The organism is Peteryoungia algae (assembly GCF_030369675.1).
Lineage (GTDB): Bacteria > Pseudomonadota > Alphaproteobacteria > Rhizobiales > Rhizobiaceae > Allorhizobium > Allorhizobium algae.
This window is the reverse complement of sequence record NZ_CP128477.1, coordinates 1,122,223-1,142,227: the sequence shown is the minus strand read 5'-3', so window position 1 is coordinate 1,142,227 and position 20,005 is coordinate 1,122,223. Positions and strand designations below refer to the sequence as shown.

20 protein-coding genes are annotated in these 20,005 nt (G+C 61.3%); 11 read left to right on the top strand and 9 right to left on the bottom strand.

Annotated features, from left to right (window positions below; genetic code table 11):
• Window positions 1-125 precede the first annotated feature (125 nt).
• Together QTL56_RS05760 and murI are read left to right on the top strand one after the other, a co-directional pair.
• Window positions 126-959, top strand: a complete 834-nt coding sequence (locus QTL56_RS05760; RefSeq protein WP_245136722.1) for an RNA methyltransferase — start codon at window positions 126-128, stop codon at window positions 957-959.
• Window positions 937-1,782, top strand: a complete 846-nt coding sequence (murI, locus tag QTL56_RS05755; RefSeq protein ID WP_245136723.1) for a glutamate racemase — start codon at window positions 937-939, stop codon at window positions 1,780-1,782. The genes QTL56_RS05760 and murI overlap by 23 nt, the downstream gene beginning before the upstream one ends.
• A gap of 159 nt (window positions 1,783-1,941) precedes the next feature.
• On the opposite strand, the gene QTL56_RS05750 is transcribed toward murI, so the two are convergent.
• Complete coding sequence (locus tag QTL56_RS05750; RefSeq protein WP_245136724.1) at window positions 1,942-2,595, bottom strand: hypothetical protein; 654 nt, start codon at window positions 2,593-2,595, stop codon at window positions 1,942-1,944.
• Here QTL56_RS05750 and QTL56_RS05745 point away from each other — a divergent pair.
• Both QTL56_RS05745 and QTL56_RS05740 read left to right on the top strand, forming a co-directional pair.
• The gene (locus QTL56_RS05745) at window positions 2,594-3,709 is read left to right on the top strand and encodes an MFS transporter (protein WP_245136725.1); all 1,116 of its coding nucleotides are present in this window, start codon (window positions 2,594-2,596) and stop codon (window positions 3,707-3,709) included. The genes QTL56_RS05750 and QTL56_RS05745 overlap by 2 nt on opposite strands.
• 99 nt (window positions 3,710-3,808) lie before the next feature.
• Entirely contained in the window at window positions 3,809-5,329 is a 1,521-nt protein-coding gene (locus tag QTL56_RS05740; RefSeq protein WP_245136726.1) for a helicase HerA domain-containing protein, read from the top strand.
• 30 nt (window positions 5,330-5,359) lie between these two features.
• Here QTL56_RS05740 and pepT read toward each other — a convergent pair whose 3' ends face one another.
• Both pepT and QTL56_RS05730 read right to left on the bottom strand, forming a co-directional pair.
• Window positions 5,360-6,595 (bottom strand): peptidase T, encoded by a 1,236-nt coding sequence (gene pepT, locus QTL56_RS05735; RefSeq protein ID WP_245136727.1) that lies wholly within the window; start codon window positions 6,593-6,595, stop codon window positions 5,360-5,362.
• 28 nt (window positions 6,596-6,623) lie between these two features.
• Window positions 6,624-7,445 carry a D-alanyl-D-alanine carboxypeptidase family protein gene (locus QTL56_RS05730; RefSeq protein ID WP_245136728.1) on the bottom strand — a complete coding sequence of 274 codons (822 nt, stop codon included), beginning with the start codon at window positions 7,443-7,445 and terminating at the stop codon, window positions 6,624-6,626.
• Between the two features lie 359 nt (window positions 7,446-7,804).
• Here QTL56_RS05730 and rpsD point away from each other — a divergent pair, with 359 nt between their 5' ends.
• The 5 genes from rpsD to QTL56_RS05705 all read left to right on the top strand — a co-directional run bounded on the left by rpsD (window position 7,805) and on the right by QTL56_RS05705 (window position 12,365).
• Window positions 7,805-8,422 (top strand): 30S ribosomal protein S4, encoded by a 618-nt coding sequence (gene rpsD / locus QTL56_RS05725; protein WP_229575641.1) that lies wholly within the window; start codon window positions 7,805-7,807, stop codon window positions 8,420-8,422.
• 113 nt (window positions 8,423-8,535) lie between these two features.
• The gene (locus QTL56_RS05720; RefSeq protein WP_229575640.1) at window positions 8,536-9,462 is read left to right on the top strand and encodes a glutaminase; all 927 of its coding nucleotides are present in this window, start codon (window positions 8,536-8,538) and stop codon (window positions 9,460-9,462) included.
• 58 nt (window positions 9,463-9,520) lie between these two features.
• A complete protein-coding gene (gene ttcA / locus QTL56_RS05715) occupies window positions 9,521-10,408 on the top strand; it encodes a tRNA 2-thiocytidine(32) synthetase TtcA (protein WP_370660346.1) in 888 nt (295 codons plus the stop codon).
• Between the two features lie 173 nt (window positions 10,409-10,581).
• Window positions 10,582-11,787: a lipase gene (locus QTL56_RS05710; RefSeq protein WP_245136729.1), complete on the top strand. Its 1,206-nt coding sequence runs from the start codon at window positions 10,582-10,584 to the stop codon at window positions 11,785-11,787.
• Window positions 11,784-12,365: a protein-S-isoprenylcysteine O-methyltransferase gene (locus QTL56_RS05705; RefSeq protein WP_245136730.1), complete on the top strand. Its 582-nt coding sequence runs from the start codon at window positions 11,784-11,786 to the stop codon at window positions 12,363-12,365. The genes QTL56_RS05710 and QTL56_RS05705 overlap by 4 nt, the downstream gene beginning before the upstream one ends.
• A gap of 6 nt (window positions 12,366-12,371) precedes the next feature.
• On the opposite strand, the gene QTL56_RS05700 is transcribed toward QTL56_RS05705, so the two are convergent.
• Complete coding sequence (locus tag QTL56_RS05700) at window positions 12,372-12,989, bottom strand: thioesterase domain-containing protein (RefSeq protein WP_245136731.1); 618 nt, start codon at window positions 12,987-12,989, stop codon at window positions 12,372-12,374.
• A 175-nt stretch (window positions 12,990-13,164) separates the two neighbouring features.
• Here QTL56_RS05700 and QTL56_RS05695 point away from each other — a divergent pair, with 175 nt between their 5' ends.
• On the top strand, window positions 13,165-13,992 hold the full coding sequence (locus tag QTL56_RS05695) for an inositol monophosphatase family protein (RefSeq protein ID WP_245136732.1): 828 nt from the start codon (window positions 13,165-13,167) through the stop codon (window positions 13,990-13,992).
• A gap of 53 nt (window positions 13,993-14,045) precedes the next feature.
• On the opposite strand, the gene QTL56_RS05690 is transcribed toward QTL56_RS05695, so the two are convergent.
• The 3 genes from QTL56_RS05690 to QTL56_RS05680 all read right to left on the bottom strand — a co-directional run bounded on the left by QTL56_RS05690 (window position 14,046) and on the right by QTL56_RS05680 (window position 16,041).
• A complete protein-coding gene (locus QTL56_RS05690) occupies window positions 14,046-15,251 on the bottom strand; it encodes a multidrug effflux MFS transporter (protein WP_245136733.1) in 1,206 nt (401 codons plus the stop codon).
• Between the two features lie 132 nt (window positions 15,252-15,383).
• Window positions 15,384-15,716: a Grx4 family monothiol glutaredoxin gene (gene grxD / locus QTL56_RS05685; RefSeq protein WP_229575634.1), complete on the bottom strand. Its 333-nt coding sequence runs from the start codon at window positions 15,714-15,716 to the stop codon at window positions 15,384-15,386.
• Between the two features lie 106 nt (window positions 15,717-15,822).
• Complete coding sequence (locus tag QTL56_RS05680) at window positions 15,823-16,041, bottom strand: hypothetical protein (RefSeq protein WP_245136734.1); 219 nt, start codon at window positions 16,039-16,041, stop codon at window positions 15,823-15,825.
• A 121-nt stretch (window positions 16,042-16,162) separates the two neighbouring features.
• Between QTL56_RS05680 and QTL56_RS05675 the strand changes: the two genes are divergently transcribed.
• Window positions 16,163-17,317, top strand: a complete 1,155-nt coding sequence (locus QTL56_RS05675; protein WP_245136735.1) for a hypothetical protein — start codon at window positions 16,163-16,165, stop codon at window positions 17,315-17,317.
• Window positions 17,318-17,374: 57 nt separating this feature from the next.
• Here QTL56_RS05675 and QTL56_RS05670 read toward each other — a convergent pair whose 3' ends face one another.
• Together QTL56_RS05670 and purL are read right to left on the bottom strand one after the other, a co-directional pair.
• Window positions 17,375-17,608: a BolA/IbaG family iron-sulfur metabolism protein gene (locus QTL56_RS05670; RefSeq protein ID WP_054149753.1), complete on the bottom strand. Its 234-nt coding sequence runs from the start codon at window positions 17,606-17,608 to the stop codon at window positions 17,375-17,377.
• 114 nt (window positions 17,609-17,722) lie between these two features.
• The gene (gene purL / locus QTL56_RS05665; RefSeq protein ID WP_245136736.1) at window positions 17,723-19,945 is read right to left on the bottom strand and encodes a phosphoribosylformylglycinamidine synthase subunit PurL; all 2,223 of its coding nucleotides are present in this window, start codon (window positions 19,943-19,945) and stop codon (window positions 17,723-17,725) included.
• Window positions 19,946-20,005 lie beyond the last annotated feature (60 nt).

Sequence of the window (20,005 nt, the reverse complement as noted above, 5' to 3'; positions counted from 1 at the left end):
GCTGTTCGTTTGGCCGAAATTCGAACGCCCCTACGACGTTTCAGCGGCTGCGTTGCCGCCCCAACCCCTTTGCGCCCGCGTGATTTTATGCCAATGGGAGCCCCACAATCATACAAGGGCAGATCATGGCAGGGACGAACAGCGAGCGCATCATGCTGGCCGAAGGGCCGGCAATCATTCTGGTGGAGCCGCAACTCGGCGAGAACATCGGCATGGTGGCGCGGGCCATGGCCAATTTCGGCCTGGCGGAACTGCGTCTCGTCAGTCCACGAGACGGCTGGCCGTCCGACAAGGCGCGCGCGGCAGCCTCGAAGGCGGATCACGTGATCGACGGCACAGTGGTCTTCGATACGCTGGAAGAGGCGGTTGCCGATCTCAACTTCGTCTATGCGACCACAGCGCGCTTCAGGGACGGCTTCAAGCCGGTGCGCTCGCCGGTAACGGCTGCCGAGACGCTTCGCCAGCGGTTCCGCTCGGGCGAGAAGACCGGTATCCTGTTCGGACGTGAAAAGTCGGGCCTCTCGACCGAAGATGTGGCGCTGGCCGATGAAATCGTCACCTTCCCTGTCAATCCGGCCTTCGCCTCGCTGAATATTGCCCAGGCGGTGCTTCTCATGTCCTATGAATGGATGAAGTCCGACATCGAGGATCCTCATGCGGTGCCGTTCGATGCGCCGGAACAGCCACAGGCGACGAAGGATGAGGTGATCGGCATGTTCGAGCATCTGGAGCAGGCGCTCGACGTCAGGGGGTATTTCCATCCCGCCAACAAGAAGCCGAGGATGATCGACAATCTGCGCGCTGTCTTCACCCGGCGAGCATTCACGACGCCCGAGATCCACGTGATCCGCGGCGTGATCAACTCGCTCGACCGTTTTTCGCGGCCGGGCCAGATCAACGCGTCGGTAAAGTCTGTGATGGCGAAAGATGGCCCTGATGACGAAGGTTCCGGCAAATAACGGCGATGCGGTCGGCTCGAAGCCGATCCTGATTTTCGATTCCGGCATAGGTGGACTGACCGTCCTGCGTGAGGCGCGTCTGCTGATGCCCGAGCGCGGCTTCATCTATGTGGCCGACGATGCCGGTTTTCCCTATGGCGGTTGGGACGAAGAGCCCTTGAAGGCGCGGATCGTGCGCCTCTTCGAAGATCTGCTCGGGCGGTATGATCCCGAGGCGGTGATCGTTGCCTGCAATACCGCCTTTACGCTTGCGGGTTCGGATCTCAGGCAGCGATTTCCCGAGATGCGTTTCATCGGAACGGTCCCGGCGATCAAGCCAGCGGCCGAGCGGACACGGTCCGGCCTGGTCTCGGTGCTGGCAACGCCGGGGACCGTGAAACGTGCATACACGCGCGACCTCATTCAGTCCTTCGCTTCACAATGCCATGTCCGCCTCGTCGGTTCGGAAAACCTCGCCCGCATGGCGGAGGCCTATATCCGGGGCGAGGCGCTGGACGATGCGGCGGTGCTTGCAGAGATTACGCCCTGCTTCGTCGAGAAGGACGGAAGGCGGTCCGATATCGTCGTGCTCGCCTGCACGCATTATCCGTTCCTCGCCAACGTCTTTCGCCGGCTCGCGCCCTGGCCCGTCGACTGGCTCGATCCGGCGGAAGCCATCGCCCGGCAGGCGCGCCGTCTTGTTCCGCTCGTGGAGGGGGCCGAACATCCCGACAATTTTGACTTTGCCGTCTTCACCTCCGGCAGTCAGGATTTTTCCACCCGGCGCCTGATGCAGGGCATGGGCCTGTCCCTGCCGCCAGCGTCCGAAACGGTGTGGCGGTAAACAGCAGGACGGCTCCTAATCGGCCCTGCGACAATTTGTTGCAGATCGGCAACGGTCTTTGGCAAGATTTGCAATCTCGAATTGTGATCTTGCCCGAGTCGATTTTGCATGGCATGTTTCGATCATCCGCAACACAAACTACAGGAGGCGACAGATGACTCATTTTACCATGCGTATGCGCCTCTCTGGCGGATCGGTGTCTTCGATGTGCGTGGGATCATCCACCACTGTTCGATGCACCCGATGACTGTCTGAACAGTCATATTTCCTGCCTTTTTCGGCGTTTTCAACCATACTGACGTGACTTGCCGCCAGCGCGTGTGAACGCGTTCGTTCGCTTGTGTCACGTCGCATTTTCATCAGCGAAAGGACCTGGGCGCGTCGGCGTTCCGGGACGGACAAGTCATGCACGAAAATCAATCTATAGTTGCCGATCCGCTCGCCAAGCGGATGGATGAACTGCTGCAACACTTTGGCTCCTGGCGACTGCTGGCCGCCTTGATCGGTGCCAGCTGGAGGCGGGGACAGCTTCGCAATCTGACGGCGCATCTTTCTCCCCAACTGCGGCGGGATATCGGCCTCCCCGAGGATCGGCCGGTCTTTCCGCGCCGTCTGTCGCTCTGGGACATCAGACCTTGAGCGCTGACTGGTCCTCGTATCGCGAGCCGTCCGGGTCAGATTTTTGTCGGCGAGCAGACCACTCGATGCGGTGGTCTGCTTCCCAAAACAGCGGGGCTGGCCGAGTATCTTGGGGATCTGATTCCCTCCCTCCCCAGCACCCGGTCCGTCAATGCCGCCGCAATTCCTCATCATGACCGCGTTTTTCCTGCAGCCGATCGCCTTCGGCAGCTGGCTGCCGCAGATAGCCAGGGTGCAGGAGCGGCTGGCGCTTGGCCCTGCCGAACTTGCGATCGCGCTGCTTGGCCTGCCGGCAGGCATTCTGCTGATGCTGCCCTTCGCCGGTCAGCTGGTCGGTCGGATTGGCAGCCGCAACACACTGATCTTTGGTTTTCCGGTCTTTCTCGCATTGGTGCCGCTGCCAGTCGCAGCCCCGGATATGCTGTCGCTCTTCCTGCTGCTCGCGCTGCTCGGGATCGGCCTTTCGACGATCGAGCTCGGTCTCAATGTCGAGGCTGACATTGTCGAGAAGCGCGGCACGGCCTCGATCATGAACCGCTGTCACGGCTTCTGGAGCCTCGGCATCATGTCGGGTAGCCTGATCGGGGCTGGTTTTCTGGCGCTGGAGACAGCGCCCGTGATTGCGATTGCTGTGCTGTCGCTGCTTCTGATGCCGGTTGCCTGTTTTGTCTGCCGTGCCTTGCCGCTGCACGAAGTGACGGCTGCGACCAATGCGCCGCGGTCGTCCTGGCGGCTGCCAAGTCCCGATATCCTCGGCATCAGTCTCTTCGTCTTCGGGATCACGATGACGGAAGGGGCGGTTGCCGACTGGTCGGCCGTCTATCTCAAGCATGTCTTCGCGACGTCGGGGATGGCGACGGGCATGGGCTATGTCGTCTTCGCCATGATGGTCTCGGTCGGCCGCTTCCTCGGCGATGGGGCCAAGCAACGTCTGGGCGCTGTGGTTCTGGCGCGGATCTGCCTTCTTTTCTCGCTTGGCGGTCTGCTGCTCGTCGTCGTTGCGCCTGCCACGGCGCTTGTCTATCTTGGTCTCGCCTGTGTCGGCCTTGGCGTTTCCGTCGGTTTTCCGCTCGCCGTCACGGCCTCTGCCGATCTGGGTGACCGGCCGGCGGCTGAAAATGTCGCGATCCTGAGCTTCATCGCGCTTTTCGGTTTCCTGGTCGGTCCGCCGATGATCGGTTTCGTGGCAGAACTCTCCGGGTTGCGTAGCGGGCTTGCCACGCTTCTGCCTGCGCTGGTACTCAGCATCTTGCTTGCAGGTCTGCTGCGTCGCCGAAAGGCCGCCTGACGTCAGCACTTCCCTGTGGGTTTCGCGGATGCGGCCCATACGCGGGCTTTCAAGTCTGTTAGTGACAACAGATCAACACATGATTTGAGGATGCCGTCATTGAAGGTCGGAATCGATATGGGAACGGTGCAGGGGGGACAGCCTGCCAAGCTCGATATCGAGGAGCTTCTTGCGACCCGACTCCTGGTGCAGGGCAATTCGGGTTCGGGCAAGTCGCATCTTCTGCGTCGCCTGCTGGAGCAATCGGCTCAGTGGGTCCAGCAGGTCATCATCGACCCCGAAGGTGACTTCGTCACGCTTTCCGACAAATATGGCCATGTCGTCGTCGATGGTGAGCGCACCGAAGCGGAACTTGCGGGCATTGCGGATCGTATCCGCCGGCACCGCGTCTCCTGCGTGCTCACGCTGGAAGGCCTGGATGTCGAGCAGCAGATGCGCGCGGCGGGCGCTTTCCTCAACGGTCTTTTCGATGCCGATCGCGAATTCTGGTATCCGGTCCTCGTCGTGGTCGACGAAGCACAGATGTTTGCACCCGCCGTCAGTGGCGATGTCTCTGAAGATGCCCGCAAGATGTCGCTGGGCGCCATGACCAATCTGATGTGTCGTGGCCGAAAGCGCGGTCTGGCCGGCGTGATCGCCACCCAGCGCCTCGCAAAGCTTGCCAAGAACGTCGCGGCGGAGGCTTCCAACTTCCTCATGGGTCGAACCTTTCTCGATATCGACATGGCGCGCGCAGCCGACCTGCTCGGCATGGACCGCCGGCAGGCGGAGATGTTTCGCGATTTGCAACGCGGCAATTTCGTTGCATTGGGCCCGGCCATGTCGCGCCGGCCGCTGCCGATCGTCATCGGTGCCGTCGAGACGTCGGCCCGCTCGTCCTCGCCCATGCTGATGCCGCTACCCGATGCGCCTCAGGACGTCGAGGATCTGATCTTCACGCCCGACCCGGAAGAATTCACCCGGCCGATCGTGCGCCGGGCATCGCCGGCGCCACGGCCGACGACGGACATTCTGGCCGAGCTCTCCCGCTCTTCCCCCGCTTCCATGACCCCGGTCGCAAGCGATTCTCCGACGCGTGTCGCAGAAATGTCGGCCGAAGAGCGTGAGGATCGACTCGCGGCCGTGCTTTCCGAAATCCTCGGTGATCCGCAGGCCGCCTACCGGACCGATAGTGTGCTCTATCAGGAGTTTCTGGTCCGGGCCCGGATGCGTCGCGTGAGCGGCCCGCCAATGCCCATGGGTGAATTCCGCCGTCGGGTGGCGGTTGCGCGCGCTGGTGTGGATGAGGAAACTGCGGCGAGCGAGGGATGGCAGACAGCTCTTTCGCTCTCGGTCCGGGTCTCCGACGATCTGCAGGGCGTCTTTCTGCTGCTCGCCAAGGCGGCGCTCCGCAACGAGGAATGCCCGTCGGACCATCGCATCGCCAGGGCCTATGGCACGCATTCTGCCCGCCGTGCCCGACGACTGCTCGGTTACTTTGAGGAACAGGGGCTGGTCGTCGTGCATACCGACTTTTCCGGCAAGCGCATCGTTGCCTTCCCGGATCTGGAAGCCGAGACGCAGCCGGGGGACCCCAATCTCGTGGATGCGGACGAGCAGACGGCGTCCGCCGCCGAATAACCCGGTAGACTTGAGAGCGTGCCGGACGGCTCAGGCCGCCCGCTCTTCCCACACCTTCACCAGCGCAATAATCGTCTCGACGGTCTTTTCCATATCCTGAACGCTCACCCATTCGAGTGGCGAGTGATAGGCATGGCCGCCGGTATAGATATTGGGGCAGGGCAGGCCCATGAAGGAGAGACGCGAGCCGTCTGTGCCACCACGGATGCTGTGACGCACGGGCTCAAGGCCGACGCGACGCACTGCCACTTCGAGGTTTTCCATGATCTCCGGATGGCGATCGAGGACTTCCCGCATGTTGCGATACTGCTGCTTGATCTTGAGGCGATAGGTCGAGCCCGGATAGGTCGCCATGACGTCTGCGGTGATCGCCTCCAGCAGGTCTTCCTTTTCCTTGAGCCCTGCTTCGGTGAAGTCGCGGATAATCAGTTGAAGCTTGGCGCTTTCCATGCTGCCAGAGATGTCGACCGGGTGGATGAAGCCCTGACGGCCGTCCGTGGTCTCCGGCGCGATGTCGCGGGGCAGGCGGGCAACGATGTCGCTTGCAGCCTTGATGGCATTCTCCATCTTGCCCTTGGCATATCCGGGATGCATGGCGACGCCGGCTATCTCGATCGTCACGCCATCGGCTGAAAAGGTCTCGTTCTCGATTTCGCCCACGGTCGAGCCGTCAAGCGTATAGGCGAAGCGGGCGCCGAGCTTGGCCAGGTCCACCTTGTCGGCGCCACGTCCAATCTCTTCGTCTGTCGTGAAGAGGATCTTGATCGTGCCATGGGGGATGTCAGGATTCGCCACGAGATGGGCCGCTGCCGTCATGATCTCTGCCAGGCCGGCCTTGTCGTCAGCGCCAAGCAGTGTCGTGCCATCTGTCGTGACGATATCGTTGCCGATCTGCTTGTTCAGCTGCGGATGAGACGCGACCCGGATCACCTGGCTGGTGTCGCCCGTCAGGGTGATGTCACCGCCTTGGTAGTTGCGCAGCAGCTGCGGCTTGACGTTCGTGCCGGTGAAGTCCGGCGCGGTATCCATATGCGAGCAGAAGCAGATGACCGGCACGTCCCTGTCCGTATTGGACGGGATTGTCGCGTAGACATTGCCATGCTCGTCGAGATGGGCGTCATTGAGCCCGAGCGCCAGCATTTCGGCGACGAGGACCCGGCCGAGATCCTTCTGCTTTTCCGTCGAGGGCTGGGCCTCGGAGGCAGGGTCGGACTGTGTGTCGATGACGACATAGCGGAGGAAGCGGTCGAGGACGGTGTCGGTCATGGCTATGCCTTTCCTGGTCTTCCTGCTGTCACTGGCTGGCTTTGGTTCCGAAATGACGGTCGAACAGCGTGATCATTTCCTGCGTACGGGCATTGGCGCTGTCTGCACCCAGAACCACGCCGATCAGACGACGATTACCCTGGCTCGCAGATGTCACGATGTTGTAGCCCGATGCGTTGGTGAAGCCGGTCTTGATCCCTTCGGCGCCTGGATACTGCACGAGGAAGGCATTGTGACCGCGAAACTTCATGCTGCGGAATGTCATGCCGCGCGAGGCGAACAGTTTGTACTCCTCGGGGAAGTCCCGGAGCAGCGCCAGACCCAAGCGCGCCATGTCGGTTGCGGTCGTCACCTGACGCGGATCGGGCAGGCCGGACGGATTGGTGAAGACGGTCTGCGCCATTCCGAGTTCCCGGGCCTTGGATGTCATCATCTGGCCGAAGGCTTCCTCGGAACCGGCAAGGGTTTCGGCGACCGCAGTTGCTGCGTCATTGGTCGAAAGCACCACCATGCCCATGACCGCCTCGCGCACGCTGATCGTATTGCCGGCGCCGACTGCAAACTTGTAGGGTTCCTTGTCGTTTGCGTTCTGCGAGATGACCAGTCGCTGATCCCAGTCGAAGCGGCCGGACTGCAGCGCCTCGAATGTCAGATAGAGCGTCATCATCTTGGTGAGTGACGCGGGGTAAAGCACCCGATCGGCATTGTCCGCCTCCAGGATCGCACCGGTCTCCGCATCGACCAGGATATGCGCATGGCCGGGCTTCTGGATCTCCGCTGCCGCAGGCATAATGGCCAGGAAGAGGCTGGCGAGGGCAAGCAAAGGCAGGCGAAACAGATGTCTGATCATCAAGGATGTGTCTTCTGTTAATGAGGATGCCCCGGGGATAGCGGAGTTCTTGCGTTCTGTCAGCCTTTGCAGGCTGTTTTGCGATCTTTTCCGCTCTAGACCGTCCATGAGCGCGTCTATTTGCAGATCCGGCGCCATGCAGTGCGGATGCCGTGTTGACAAATGTGTACTTCGCCACTAATCACCCCACCAACGCCGGGCCGAAACGCCCGGTGTTTGTTTTGACATGTCCCGTGGTTTTCTCCGTTCGCTGACGTGAGAAGCCTGTCAGAATCTCCCGGAAGGAGGTTCAGAGGAGGGCGTGTTTCCTTAAGCGATTTGGCAACAAACCGCTGTAACCTGTTGAGAAGGAAATACGGATGAGCAAGCGCGCATCTTCCAAGTACAAAATTGACCGCCGTATGGGCGAAAACATCTGGGGCCGTCCGAAGTCCCCGGTGAACCGCCGCGAATACGGCCCGGGCCAGCATGGCCAGCGCCGCAAGGGCAAGCTTTCCGACTTCGGCGTGCAGCTGCGCGCCAAGCAGAAGCTGAAGGGCTACTACGGCGACATCCGCGAGAAGCAGTTCCGCGCCACCTACGACGAAGCCAACCGTCGCAAGGGTGACACGGGTGAAAACCTGATCGGCCTGCTCGAGTCGCGTCTGGACGCCATCGTCTACCGCGCCAAGTTCGTACCGACGGTCTTCGCTGCCCGCCAGTTCGTCAACCATGGCCACGTCACCGTGAACGGCGTTCGCGTCAACATCGGTTCGTACCGCTGCAAGGCTGGCGACGTCATCGAGGTTCGCCAGAAGTCGAAGCAGATGGTCACGGTTCTGGAATCGGTATCGCTCGCAGAGCGTGACGTTCCCGACTACCTCGAAGTCGACCACAACAAGATGGTCGCCACCTATGTTCGCGTTCCCGGCCTGTCGGATGTTCCGTATCCGGTCATCATGGAACCGAACCTGGTCGTCGAATTCTACTCGCGCTAATTGATCGCGAGACGGATTTGTGGAAAGCCGCCCCTCGGGGCGGCTTTTTTTGTTTGCAGTGCAGCGCTCGCCGGGGAAGATGACGCGGTACGGACGCGGGTAAGGGGTAAGAGATGGATCTGCAGCTGATCGCCGACGAGATTGTCAGCGTGCTTGAGCCGCGCCTCGGCGAAGGCAAGGTGGCCGACTACATTCCGGAACTCGCCCGCGTCGACCCGAAACAGTTCGGCATCGCGATCACCACCGTGGATGGGAAGACCTATAAGGCGGGTCATGCCGACACGGCGTTTTCGATCCAGAGCATTTCCAAGGTCTTCATGCTGACGCTTGCGCTCGGCAAGGCGGGCGAATCGGTCTGGAAACGGGTGGGGCGCGAGCCTTCGGGCTCCTCCTTCAACTCCATCGTCCAGCTTGAACGCGAGCATGGCATCCCGCGCAATCCCTTCATCAATGCCGGTGCGATTGTCGTCACGGACATGGTGCTGGCAGGTCATGCGCCGCGCGAGGCGATCGGCGAATATCTGCGCTTCATGCGCTACCTCGCCGATGACGAGACATTGTCGATTGACGAGAAGGTGGCCCAGTCAGAGCAGAGAACCGGCTTCCGCAATTTTGCACTGGCCAATTTCATGCGTGGCTTCGGCAATCTCGAACATCCGGTCGAACATACGCTCGGCGTCTACTTCCACCAGTGCGCACTGGCACTCTCCTGTGTCCAACTCTCGCATGCCGGCCTGTTTCTCGCCAATCGCGGCACCAATCCGCTGACCGGCTTCTCGGTCGTCTCGCCGAAGCGCGCGCGGCGCATCAACGCATTGATGCTGATGTGCGGCCACTATGACGGTTCGGGCGATTTCGCCTATCATGTCGGCCTGCCGGGCAAGTCCGGCGTCGGCGGCGGCATCCTCGCGGTTGCGCCCGGCAAGGCGTCGATTGCCGTCTGGTCGCCAGGTCTCAACGAGGTGGGCAATTCGGCGCTCGGCTCGACTGCGCTTGAGATGCTCGCAACCCGCACGGGCTGGTCGGTCTTCGGGGCTTGATCTTCACGGCTGCAACGGGCATTGCATGGCCACCATTGCTGCCGGGCCGGAGCCGAAGATGAACCTCGTCAACATGATCGACAGTCAGGATGCCTCAGCATTCGACGGCGAGGATGCGCTCGACCTCTCGACGGTCCATCCGGTCTTTGCCAATGCGCCACGCTCCGTGTCCTTCAACAAGCTGCGCAAGCGGCTCATCCGCCAGGTGCGCCAGGCCATTGCCGATTTCGACATGCTGAAGGGCCAGACGCGCTGGCTGGTCGGTCTCTCCGGCGGCAAGGACAGCTACGGCCTGCTCGCCATCCTGCTTGATCTGCAATGGCGTGGCCTGTTGCCGGTCGAACTCGTCGCCTGCAATCTCGACCAGGGCCAGCCGAATTTCCCGAAACACGTGCTTCCGGAGTATCTCGCTTCGATCGGGGTCAAGCACCGCATCGAGTATCGCGACACGTATTCGATCGTGAAGGAAAAGGTGCCAAGCGGCGGCACCTATTGCTCGCTCTGTTCGCGCCTGCGTCGCGGCAATCTCTACCGGATTGCGCGGGAGGAGGGGTGTGACGCCCTCGTGCTCGGCCACCACCGCGAGGATATCCTCGAGACCTTCTTCATGAATTTCTTCCATGGCGGCCGACTTTCAGCCATGCCGGCAAAGCTCTTGAACGACGAGAAGGATCTCTTCGTGATGCGGCCGCTCGCCTATGTCGCCGAAGAGGACATGGCGCGCTTTGCCCAGGCCATGCAGTTCCCGATCATCCCCTGCGATCTCTGCGGCTCCCAGGACGGTCTGCAGCGCAATGCAATGAAGGAGATGCTGGCGGGGATCGAATCGAAGATGCCGGGCCGCAAAGATGCGATGCTCAGGGCTCTCGCCCATGTCGATCCTTCGCATCTGCTGGATCCGAAGCTCTTCGATTTTGCCGGACTGATGGCAACGAAGCCGGATTGAGCCCAGCACTGCCCCGGTCGGCGCCATCTCACTTGTAAAGACACAAGAAAAATCCTCCCGTCGCATGTTGATCGGGTTCCGAGGCTGGACTGCGCAGGGGGCTTCTTGCACATTGCATCCGGACAGGGACTGCGAGCACTGCTTCGCGGCTCCGGGAATTCGTGGGAGTAGGAATGTCTGAGGTCACTCAGCCTTCGGTGTCGAGGCGTGCCGTGTTTCTCGTCGGAGGGTATGAACGCAACGACGCAGCCGGTTTTTTCCGGCGCATCGGGCGCGAGATGGATCGCTTCTGCAAGTGCTGGTCGGTCGAAGCGACGCTGGAAAAGCCGGTGGAGCATGCGCAGGTCTCGGTCACGACCGCAGCCGTCGATTATCGCGGTCCGGATGGCGCCTGCCGCTCCGAGATCAGCTTTCTGAGCTTCGACGATATTGTGAAGCATGACGGTGCGCGGCCCTTCGTCGTCAGGCTGCTCGCCTATCTCGTTGCCTTCTTCGATTATGTGCTGAGCGGCACGATGTTCCGCTTCTTTGCGACCAACTGGCGATTCGCACTGTATTTTCTCTACCCCTTCGTGATGCTGCTCGTCTTCGCCTGGCTCGCAACAGCCGCCTATCGGCTGGCCGGTTTCTTGGCCCTTCCCGGTGGGCCGGTTTTGCCGGCGATCGTCGGTGCTGCTTTTGCTTATGCCGTCGGTCGTTTCATCGGGCGGCGCTACTTTGTCTTTCACCTCATGGATCTCTGGTCCTTCAGTCGCGAGCATCTGCATTGCCGCCGTCCCGTGATGGATGCGCGCATCCACGGCTGGGCCGGGCTGATTGCAGAGCGGATCGCGGCTGCGGACTATGATGAGATACTGCTTGTCGGGCATTCGACCGGTGGCGCCCTCATCCTCGATGTCGCTCACCAGCTTGCGGAGCGACTGGTGGTGGAGGGCAGGCCTGTCGACTTCAAGCTGGTCACCGTCGGATCCACCTCGCTCAAGGTGGCCCTGCATCCGGCGGCAAAACGGGCCCGGATGCGGCTCGAAGCCTTGGCATCTCATCCCGGGGTCGTCTGGACGGAGTTCCAGGCGCTCACCGACATCATCAACTTCTACAAATGCGACCCCTATGCACGCGCTGGGCTCTCGCATCGGCGCGGCGACGCGTTTCCGCGACAGATGCAGGTGCGTGTCCGCGACATGCTCGAGCGGGACACCTATCGACGCGTGAAGAAGAACTTCTTTCGGGTTCACTATCAGTTCATTTCGGCGAACAGCCGGCGCTATTTCTATGATTTCTTCATGATCTGCTGTGGCACCCGGCCAATCGAGGCCGTAAGAGGCGATGCGCTGCCGATCTCGGCAGAGGCAGGCAAAACGGCAGAGGCAGTATCATGACGCGCATTTCCTTCATCCTCTGGGCCCTGATGCTGGTGACATGGTGCGCGATGCGTTATCCGGCCATGCGTCGGGCACGCCGCCAGAAGACACAGGTCGACCGCCGCTCGACGCTCGATATCTCGCTTCTGGCCTTCTGCACTTTTGCCCTCGTGGTCATGCCGATCGCATGGCGGCTGGATGTCTTCGATGGTTTTGCCGATCGCGGGCAGGGGATCGTGCAGGTTCTTCTGGGCACCATAACGGGCATTGCCTTTCTCTGGCTGTTCCGCCGCAGCCACAAGGATCTGGGCAAGAACTGGTCCGTGACGCTCGAAGTGCGCGAAGGGCATCAGCTGGTCACCCAGGGCGTCTACGCCCATGTCCGGCATCCGATGTATGCCTCTTTCCTGCTCTGGGGTCTCACGCAGGCCCTGCTGATCCCGAACTGGATCGCCGGTCTTGTCGGCCTATGCGCCGTGGTCGCGCTCTATGCGGTGCGCCAGTCTCGTGAGGAGGCCATGATGCGGGAGAGTTTCGGTGCCGAATACGACGCCTATTGCGCCCGCACCAAGCGGCTTGTCCCCGGGATATTCTGAAACCTGTCAGCGCCTGCGAAGGGCCTGGGTGATCTCCTTGATCGCCCGATGGTGAAGCTCCGGGTTCTTGTCGATGTTGAAGTGGCCGATGCCCTTGATGGCCGCCTCGCCCTGGCGCAGGTTGATATTGGCCAGTTCGCCCTTGAATCCGGGCGCCGGCAAGACCGGGGACCACAGGTTTTCGCCACCGGTGTAGAAGTTCAGCGTCTTCCTTACGTTGCGGGGGACGGGACCCTTGCCCGTCGGATCAAAACTCAGGATCAACGCCACCGGGATCTTCATCGGTTGCAGCGCGCTTGCCACCGAGAAGGTCATGTCCGCGCCCAGGGAGTGGCCTATGAGCACGATCGGGCGGGCATCCTTCGACGCGCGGTATCGCTCAGCGATCCTTCGGGCGAAGGCCTGGGCATTGGGCAGCGACAGGACCTCCGCCTGGATGCCATCCTTGGCGAGCCTCTTTCCGAGGGTATCGAGCCCCGTCGAAAAGATATTTGCAAAGCCGCGAAAGAGATAGACTTGGCCGGTGGCGAGCTTCGGCTTGCGAGGTTTTGCGGCCTCGGCTGGCAGAACAGAGGCGGCGAGGATCAGCGATGCATGGGAGAGAAGGGCGCGCCTGGAAAACATGTCGTGTGGTGGTCCTGAAAATGTAGCTGTTTCGAAATCATGCATGAATCAGGCCGGGTGACAATCAGCTTGGCGCGGCTTTCTGCCTATACTTCACCATTGTCGACGGGCTAGAACGGGGGCGACCGGATGGCGCGACACATCGTGCCTTGCCTCAAGCATCAGGAGACGCCTCATGACTGCCGCCATCGACATCGCCGCCCTAGCCAATCTCTTGCAGGAGGCTGCCGTCGAGGAGATTCTGCCGCGCTTTCGCAACCTCGGCGATGGCGATATCCGGATGAAGACGGAGGCCATCGACCTCGTTACCGAAGCCGACGAGGCTGCCGAGCGATTGATCCGAAAGGGAATCGAATCCCTTATGCCGGACGCGCTGTTCGTCGGCGAAGAATCGGTCGCCGCAGACCCGGCCCTTCTCGAGCGCCTCAAGGATGCCGATCTCGCCGTCGTCGTCGATCCCATTGATGGAACGTTCAACTTTGCCTCCGGGCTGAGCTTGTTCGGCGTCATGCTTGCGGTTGTCTCCAAGGGCGAGACAGTCGCCGGTATCATCTATGATCCGATCGGCAATGACTGGGCGCTTTGCGAAAAGGGATCGGGTGCCTGGCTCTATCGTACTGATGGCTCTCAGGAGCAGATGTTCATGCGGCCGAGCGGTGCGCTCGAACAGATGATCGGCATTGCCAATACCGGTTTCTTCGATATCGACATGCGCCGCAAGATCCTCTCCAACCTCGCAGAGGTCCGCCTCTTCACCAGCTACCGCTGCGCGGCGCATGAATATCGCCTGCTCGGCCAGGGGCATATGGATTTCGCCATGTACAACAAGCTGATGCCCTGGGATCATCTCGGCGGGGCCCTGATGATGCAGGAGGCGGGCGCGCATGTGGCGCGGTTCGACGGTTCGCCCTACCTGCCGCACCACACGTCGGGTGGCCTCCTGATCGCGGCTGATGCGGACGCATGGCAGGAATTGCGGGAGCGGATTTTCACCGTCGACTGAAAAAAAGGCCCGGCATCGACCGGGCCTTTCACGTTTCAAAGAGGGCGTTTCGACTAAACCGGTTTGTTCTGAGCCTGGAACAGACGGCCCTTCTCCCCGATCAGGACAAAAACGAGGCCGATAACCGAGACCATGAAGAAGCCGGCGACCATTGGCAACGCCGTGCCGTCGAAGGCCTGGCCGATGGTCGCGCCGATGATCGATCCACCGATCGTACCCATGAAGCCGAGCACTGCGGATGCCGTGCCGGCCACATGACCGAGCGGCTCCATGGCGAGCGAGTTGAAATTCGAGCCGATCCAGCCGAACTGGAACATCGCCAGCGCAAAGAGGGTGATGAAGAGTGCAAAGGGCATTGGCGCCGGACCGACGAGCTGCACCACCAGCCAGATGAAGTTGATGGTGATGAAGCCGATCAGAGAGCCGTGCGACAGCTTTCGCATGCCGAACCGCCCGACGAGCTTGGCGTTGACGAAGGATGCAAGCGCCATGAACAGGGCGACACCGGCAAAGGCGACGGGGAACCAGACGCCAAGGCCATAAATGCCGACATAGATCTGCTGGGCCGAGTTGATGAAGCCGAACAGGGCGCCGAAAATGAAGGTGCTGGCGATCGTGTAGCAGAGGGCGACACGGTTGGTCAGCACGATCCGGAAGCCGTCGAAGATCACCTTGACCGTAAATGGACGCACGTCTTCCGGCGCGAGTGTTTCAGGCAGGCGGACATACATCCAGACGCCGACCATCACGGCGATCAGCGCCATGAAAACGAAGATCCAGTGCCAGTCGCCGAAGAGCATGATGACCTGGCCCGTGCCCGGGGCGACCACCGGGATGACCATGAAGACCATCATGATCAGCGACATGACTTCCGCCATCTGACGTCCGCCGAAGACGTCACGGACGATCGACACGGTGATGACGCGGGTGGCCGCCGAGCCGATGCCCTGGATGAAACGCAGGACGAGCAGTGACTCGAAGGACGGGACCATGACGACGGCGAGCGACGAGACCACATAGATCGCAAGGCCGATGATCATCGGCATCCGTCGGCCGAAGCGATCGGCGATCGGACCATAGAAGAGCTGGGCGATGCCGAAGCCGAGCAGATAGGCCGACACGACATACTGGCGATGGTTCTCGTTCTCGACGTTGAGTGCGGCGCCGATTTCCTGCAGGCCCGGCAGCATGATGTCGATGGCCAGCGCGTTGAGCGCCATGAGGAAAGCCATCAGCGCAATGAATTCGACGCGCCCCATGCCCCCAAGGACCTTGGGGGTGGGCTGTAATGAATCTGACATAAATTTTGACCTTGGAACGGCATGAAGGCGTTGCTGGGAACAACGCCTTCATGACCTGGAGATTGTCTAGAGGCCTTGCGGCCGGTAGGTTTAGGCGGCGCCGCGGACGGCGATGCCCTGGTCTTCGAAATGTTTCTGAAGTTCGCCGGCCTGGAACATCTCGCGGACAATGTCACAGCCGCCGACGAACTCGCCCTTGATGTAAAGCTGCGGAATGGTCGGCCAGCTGGAGAATTCCTTGATCCCTTCGCGGATTTCCATGTCGGCCAGCACGTTCACACCCTTGTAGTCCACGCCGAGATAATCAAGAATCTGGACGACTTGGCCAGAGAAACCGCACTGCGGGAACTGCGGGCTGCCCTTCATGAACAGGACAACGTCGTTGGTCTTGACTTCGTTTTCGATGAATTCGTGGGCGCTCATGTTATCTGTCCTTTCACATGCCGTTCAAGGCGGCAGCTTCGATTTGCCGTAGAAATAGCAATACGGATCGGCTTTTGCCAGTGGCGAGTTTGCGGCAATGCCGGAATTAACGGCTGCGCTTGGCGGTGGTGCGGCGGCGGCTCACCTGCTTGCGGGCCGGGGCCTTCACGCGCTTCGTCGTCTTGCGCACGAAACGTCCCGTTGTCGCGGAGCGGCTCTGGCGCTTGCGGCGGCGAGTCGTGCCGCTGCGGTTCGATTTTTTCAGGATCTCCTTCAGCACGCCCTCGACGACGTCCTTGACAATGTTTCCCAGCAGATCCCCCATATTAGTCCCCTTGCGCCCGCGGTCTTGAATGGTTTTGTTCCATGCGCTCTTTTAATCAGCGTAATTCTCGTCTAGCAAGCGCCCCATGCGGCCGCCTGCCGTCGATCGAGTGACCGTCTAGATGATCCATAGCCGCATTGTCCTGCATTTTCCGGGTTTCGAACCACTGGACGCCGAAGCCCATCGTCGGCGCTATCAGCGCTCGGCCGCACAGACCAGTTCGGTCTGGCAGGCGCGCTTCGACGTCGGGGCGCTGTCCGTCGATGGCGCGGGTGCGCACTTTCCGGTTGATGCAGAAGTTGCCGGCTGGACGACGCGTTCCGGTATTCATGTCTTCGACCACAATGCGCTGATCACCGCAATGCGGTCCGAACCGGTCTGGATGCAGGTCGCAAAGGGTTTCAAGGCCGGATTTGATGTCGTGCGTCAGGGCGGCGCTTGGGGCTATTTTCGCCATGCCTGGCGTTTCGGCCTGTTCTTCCTCTTTCCTTTCCTGTTCCTGTCTGCCGGTATGGCGCTCGGGGTCAATATCGCGGCGATCCCATCGGTCCTTGATCTCTCGCCCTGGTGGTTTCTCCTGACAGTGCCTGCGGGCGTACTCGTGTTCCGCTACGGCGTCATTCCGTTTTCCAACCGCTACCACGTGCTGCATCTGCTGGCCGACTGGCGGCTCGCGGTCGCCATCGCGGAAGACCGGCCGGAGGTCTCATCCCTGATCGAGCGGGCGGTAGACCAGGCGGTCGAGGCCTTGAGGCAGCCGTCGGACGAGATCCTTGTGACGTCCCACAGCATGGGTGCGAATTTTGCCATCTCGGTGATTGCTCGACTTCTCGAGAAGGCGCCCGACATTCTCATGGGGCGACGGATCGTCTTCGTCGCATTGGGGGGCGCCGCCCTGCAATGCAGCCTTTTGTCAGAGGCGGCCTTGCTGCGCAGTCGTATCGGCGCCCTCGCGCGCCAGCCGGATGTGGACTGGTTCGACATTCAGTGCCTGACCGATCCTATCCATCTTTACAAATGCAATACCGTGGCACTCTCGGGCCATGCGGACGCGCCACAGCCGAAGCTCGTCTTCATCCGCTTCAAACATGCGATGTCGATCGAGCGCTATGAAAAGAACCGCTGCGATTTTCTGCGTATGCACCGGCAATATGTGCTCGGCCCCGATCAGCCGAGCGGCTTCGACTTTACCCTCATGACAGCGGGGCCACTGCCGGCGAAGAGCTTCGAAGCGCTGCAATCGACACGCGCTCCGGTCATTGACCCCAGGTCATGAATAAGGCCTGCCGATGAACGGCAGGCCTTGGATATCCCCTCAAGAACGGCAGTCCCTTCAGTCGGGAATGCTGGTCTGCAGCGCCAGCGCATGCAGGACGCCGCCCATATTGCCCTTCAGCGCATCATAGACCATCTGGTGCTGCTGGACGCGGCTCTTGCCGCGAAAAGCTTCGGCGACGACCTCGGCAGCGTAGTGATCACCGTCTCCGGCGAGATCGCGGATGACGACCTTCGCCCCCGGAATGCCGGCCTTGATCATGTCTTCGATGTCGCCTGGTTTCATCGGCATAAAACGGATCCCTCATGCAAATCAGCAATGCGAGAACTATCGTGCATTCGCCGAAGTCTTTCAATGGGGTAGGTGGCACCTACCCCATGCTCCACAGGCATGTGATCGAAGGCCTTAGGCGAGTTCGCCTTCCATGAGGGCCGGGAACCAGCCTTCATGCGCCTTCTTCAATTCCTCGACGGCGATGGCACGTGCATCGCCGAGCACGACGTTCGAACCGCCCGTGCGGCCGATCCACGGGCAGAAGATGCCAGCGGCTTCAGCGCGGACCTGGACCGTGTCGACGTCTGCTTCCTTGACCGTCAGCACGTAGCGACCCTGGTCTTCGCCATAGAAGACAGCCACCGGGTTGGCGTCGTTCAAGGCATTGACATGGGCGCCGATGCCGGAGGCCATGGCCATTTCTGCAACGGCGAGCGCGAGGCCACCCGACGAGCAGTCGTGCACGGCGGTCGCGAGACCATCCTGGATCAGGCCGCGCACGAAGTCACCGACCTTCTTCTCATGGGCGAGATCGACATGAGGCGCCGGACCGTCGGTGCGGCCATGAATGTCGCGCAGATAGACCGACTGGCCGAGATGGGTGCCCCAGGAAGACGGAGCCCCGGCGAGCAGGATCGCCTCGCCCTGTGCGGCAAAGCGGATGCGGGCCATCTTCGACCAATCCTTCATCAGGCCGACGCCGGCGATGGTCGGGGTCGGCAGGATGCCCTGGCCGTTGGTCTCGTTGTAGAGCGAGACATTGCCGGACACGATCGGGAAGTCGAGCGCCAGGCAAGCCTCGCCAATGCCCTTGATGGCAAAGACGAGCTGGCCCATGATCTCGGGCCGCTCGGGGTTGCCGAAGTTCAGGTTGTCGGTGGCGGCGAGCGGAAGTGCACCGGTCGCCGTAATGTTGCGCCAGCATTCGGCGACAGCCTGCTTGCCGCCTTCGAACGGGTCGGCCTCGACGTAACGCGGGGTGACGTCAGAGGAGAAGGCGAGCGCCTTGGTGGCGTGACCCTCGACGCGGACGACGCCAGCATCGCCGCCTGGAAGCTGCAGGGAGTTGCCCTGGATCAGGGTGTCATACTGCTCGTAGACCCAGCGGCGCGAGGAGTTGTTGGCCGAGCCGACGAGCTTCAGAAGTGCGTCGGTCACGTCGCCTGCCGGAATGTCGTTCTCGGCCAGCGGGGCCGGGGTCTTCGGCTCGATCCACGGACGGTCATATTCCGGGGCTTCGTCGCCCAGTTCCTTGATCGGCAGGTTCGCGACTTCCTCGCCCTGGTGAATGACGCGGAAGCGCAGGTCGTCGGTGGTGTAGCCGACGATGGCGAAGTCGAGCCCCCATTTGACGAAGATCGCCTTGGCGACCTCTTCCTTGGAGGGCTCAAGCACCATGAGCATGCGCTCCTGGCTCTCCGAGAGCATCATTTCATAGGCCGTCATGCGCTCCTCGCGCACCGGCACCTTGTCCAGCATGAGTTCAATGCCGAGGTCGCCCTTTGCGCCCATTTCGACCGCCGAGCAGGTGAGGCCGGCAGCCCCCATGTCCTGAATGGCGATGACGGCGCCGGTCTGCATCAACTCGAGGCAGGCTTCCAGCAGGCACTTTTCGGTGAAGGGGTCTCCGACCTGCACGGTCGGGCGCTTCTCTTCGATCGATTCGTCGAATTCGGCCGATGCCATTGTGGCGCCGCCGACGCCGTCACGGCCGGTCTTGGCGCCGAGATAGACGACGGGAAGGCCGACTCCCTTGGCTTCCGACAGGAAGATGCCGTCCGCCTTGGCAAGGCCGGCGGCAAATGCATTGACGAGAATATTGCCGTTGTAGCGGGCGTCGAATTCGACTTCACCGCCGACTGTCGGCACGCCGAAGGAATTGCCATAGCCGCCGACACCGGCGACGACACCTGCCACCAGATGCTTGGTCTTCGGATGATCAGGCGCGCCGAAGCGCAAGGCGTTCATGGCGGCCACCGGACGGGCACCCATGGTGAAGACGTCGCGAAGGATACCGCCGACGCCGGTTGCCGCTCCCTGATAGGGTTCGATGTAGGACGGGTGGTTATGGCTCTCCATCTTGAAGACGACGACATCGCCATCGTCGATGTCGACGACACCGGCATTTTCGCCCGGTCCCTGGATAACCCGCGGACCCTTGGTCGGCAGCGTCTTCAACCACTTCTTCGAGGACTTGTAGGAGCAGTGCTCGTTCCACATGGCCGAGAAGATGCCAAGCTCGGTGAAGGTCGGCTCGCGTCCGATCAGGTTCAGGATGCGATCGTATTCATCCGGCTTCAGGCCGTGGCTTGCGATCAATTCTGCGGTGATGGGACGGGAGTTGGAAACGGTCATCTGGCTCTCAGGGCAATGGGAGATCGGTGGGAGATCGGTTTCGAGGCAGGCTATAACCCA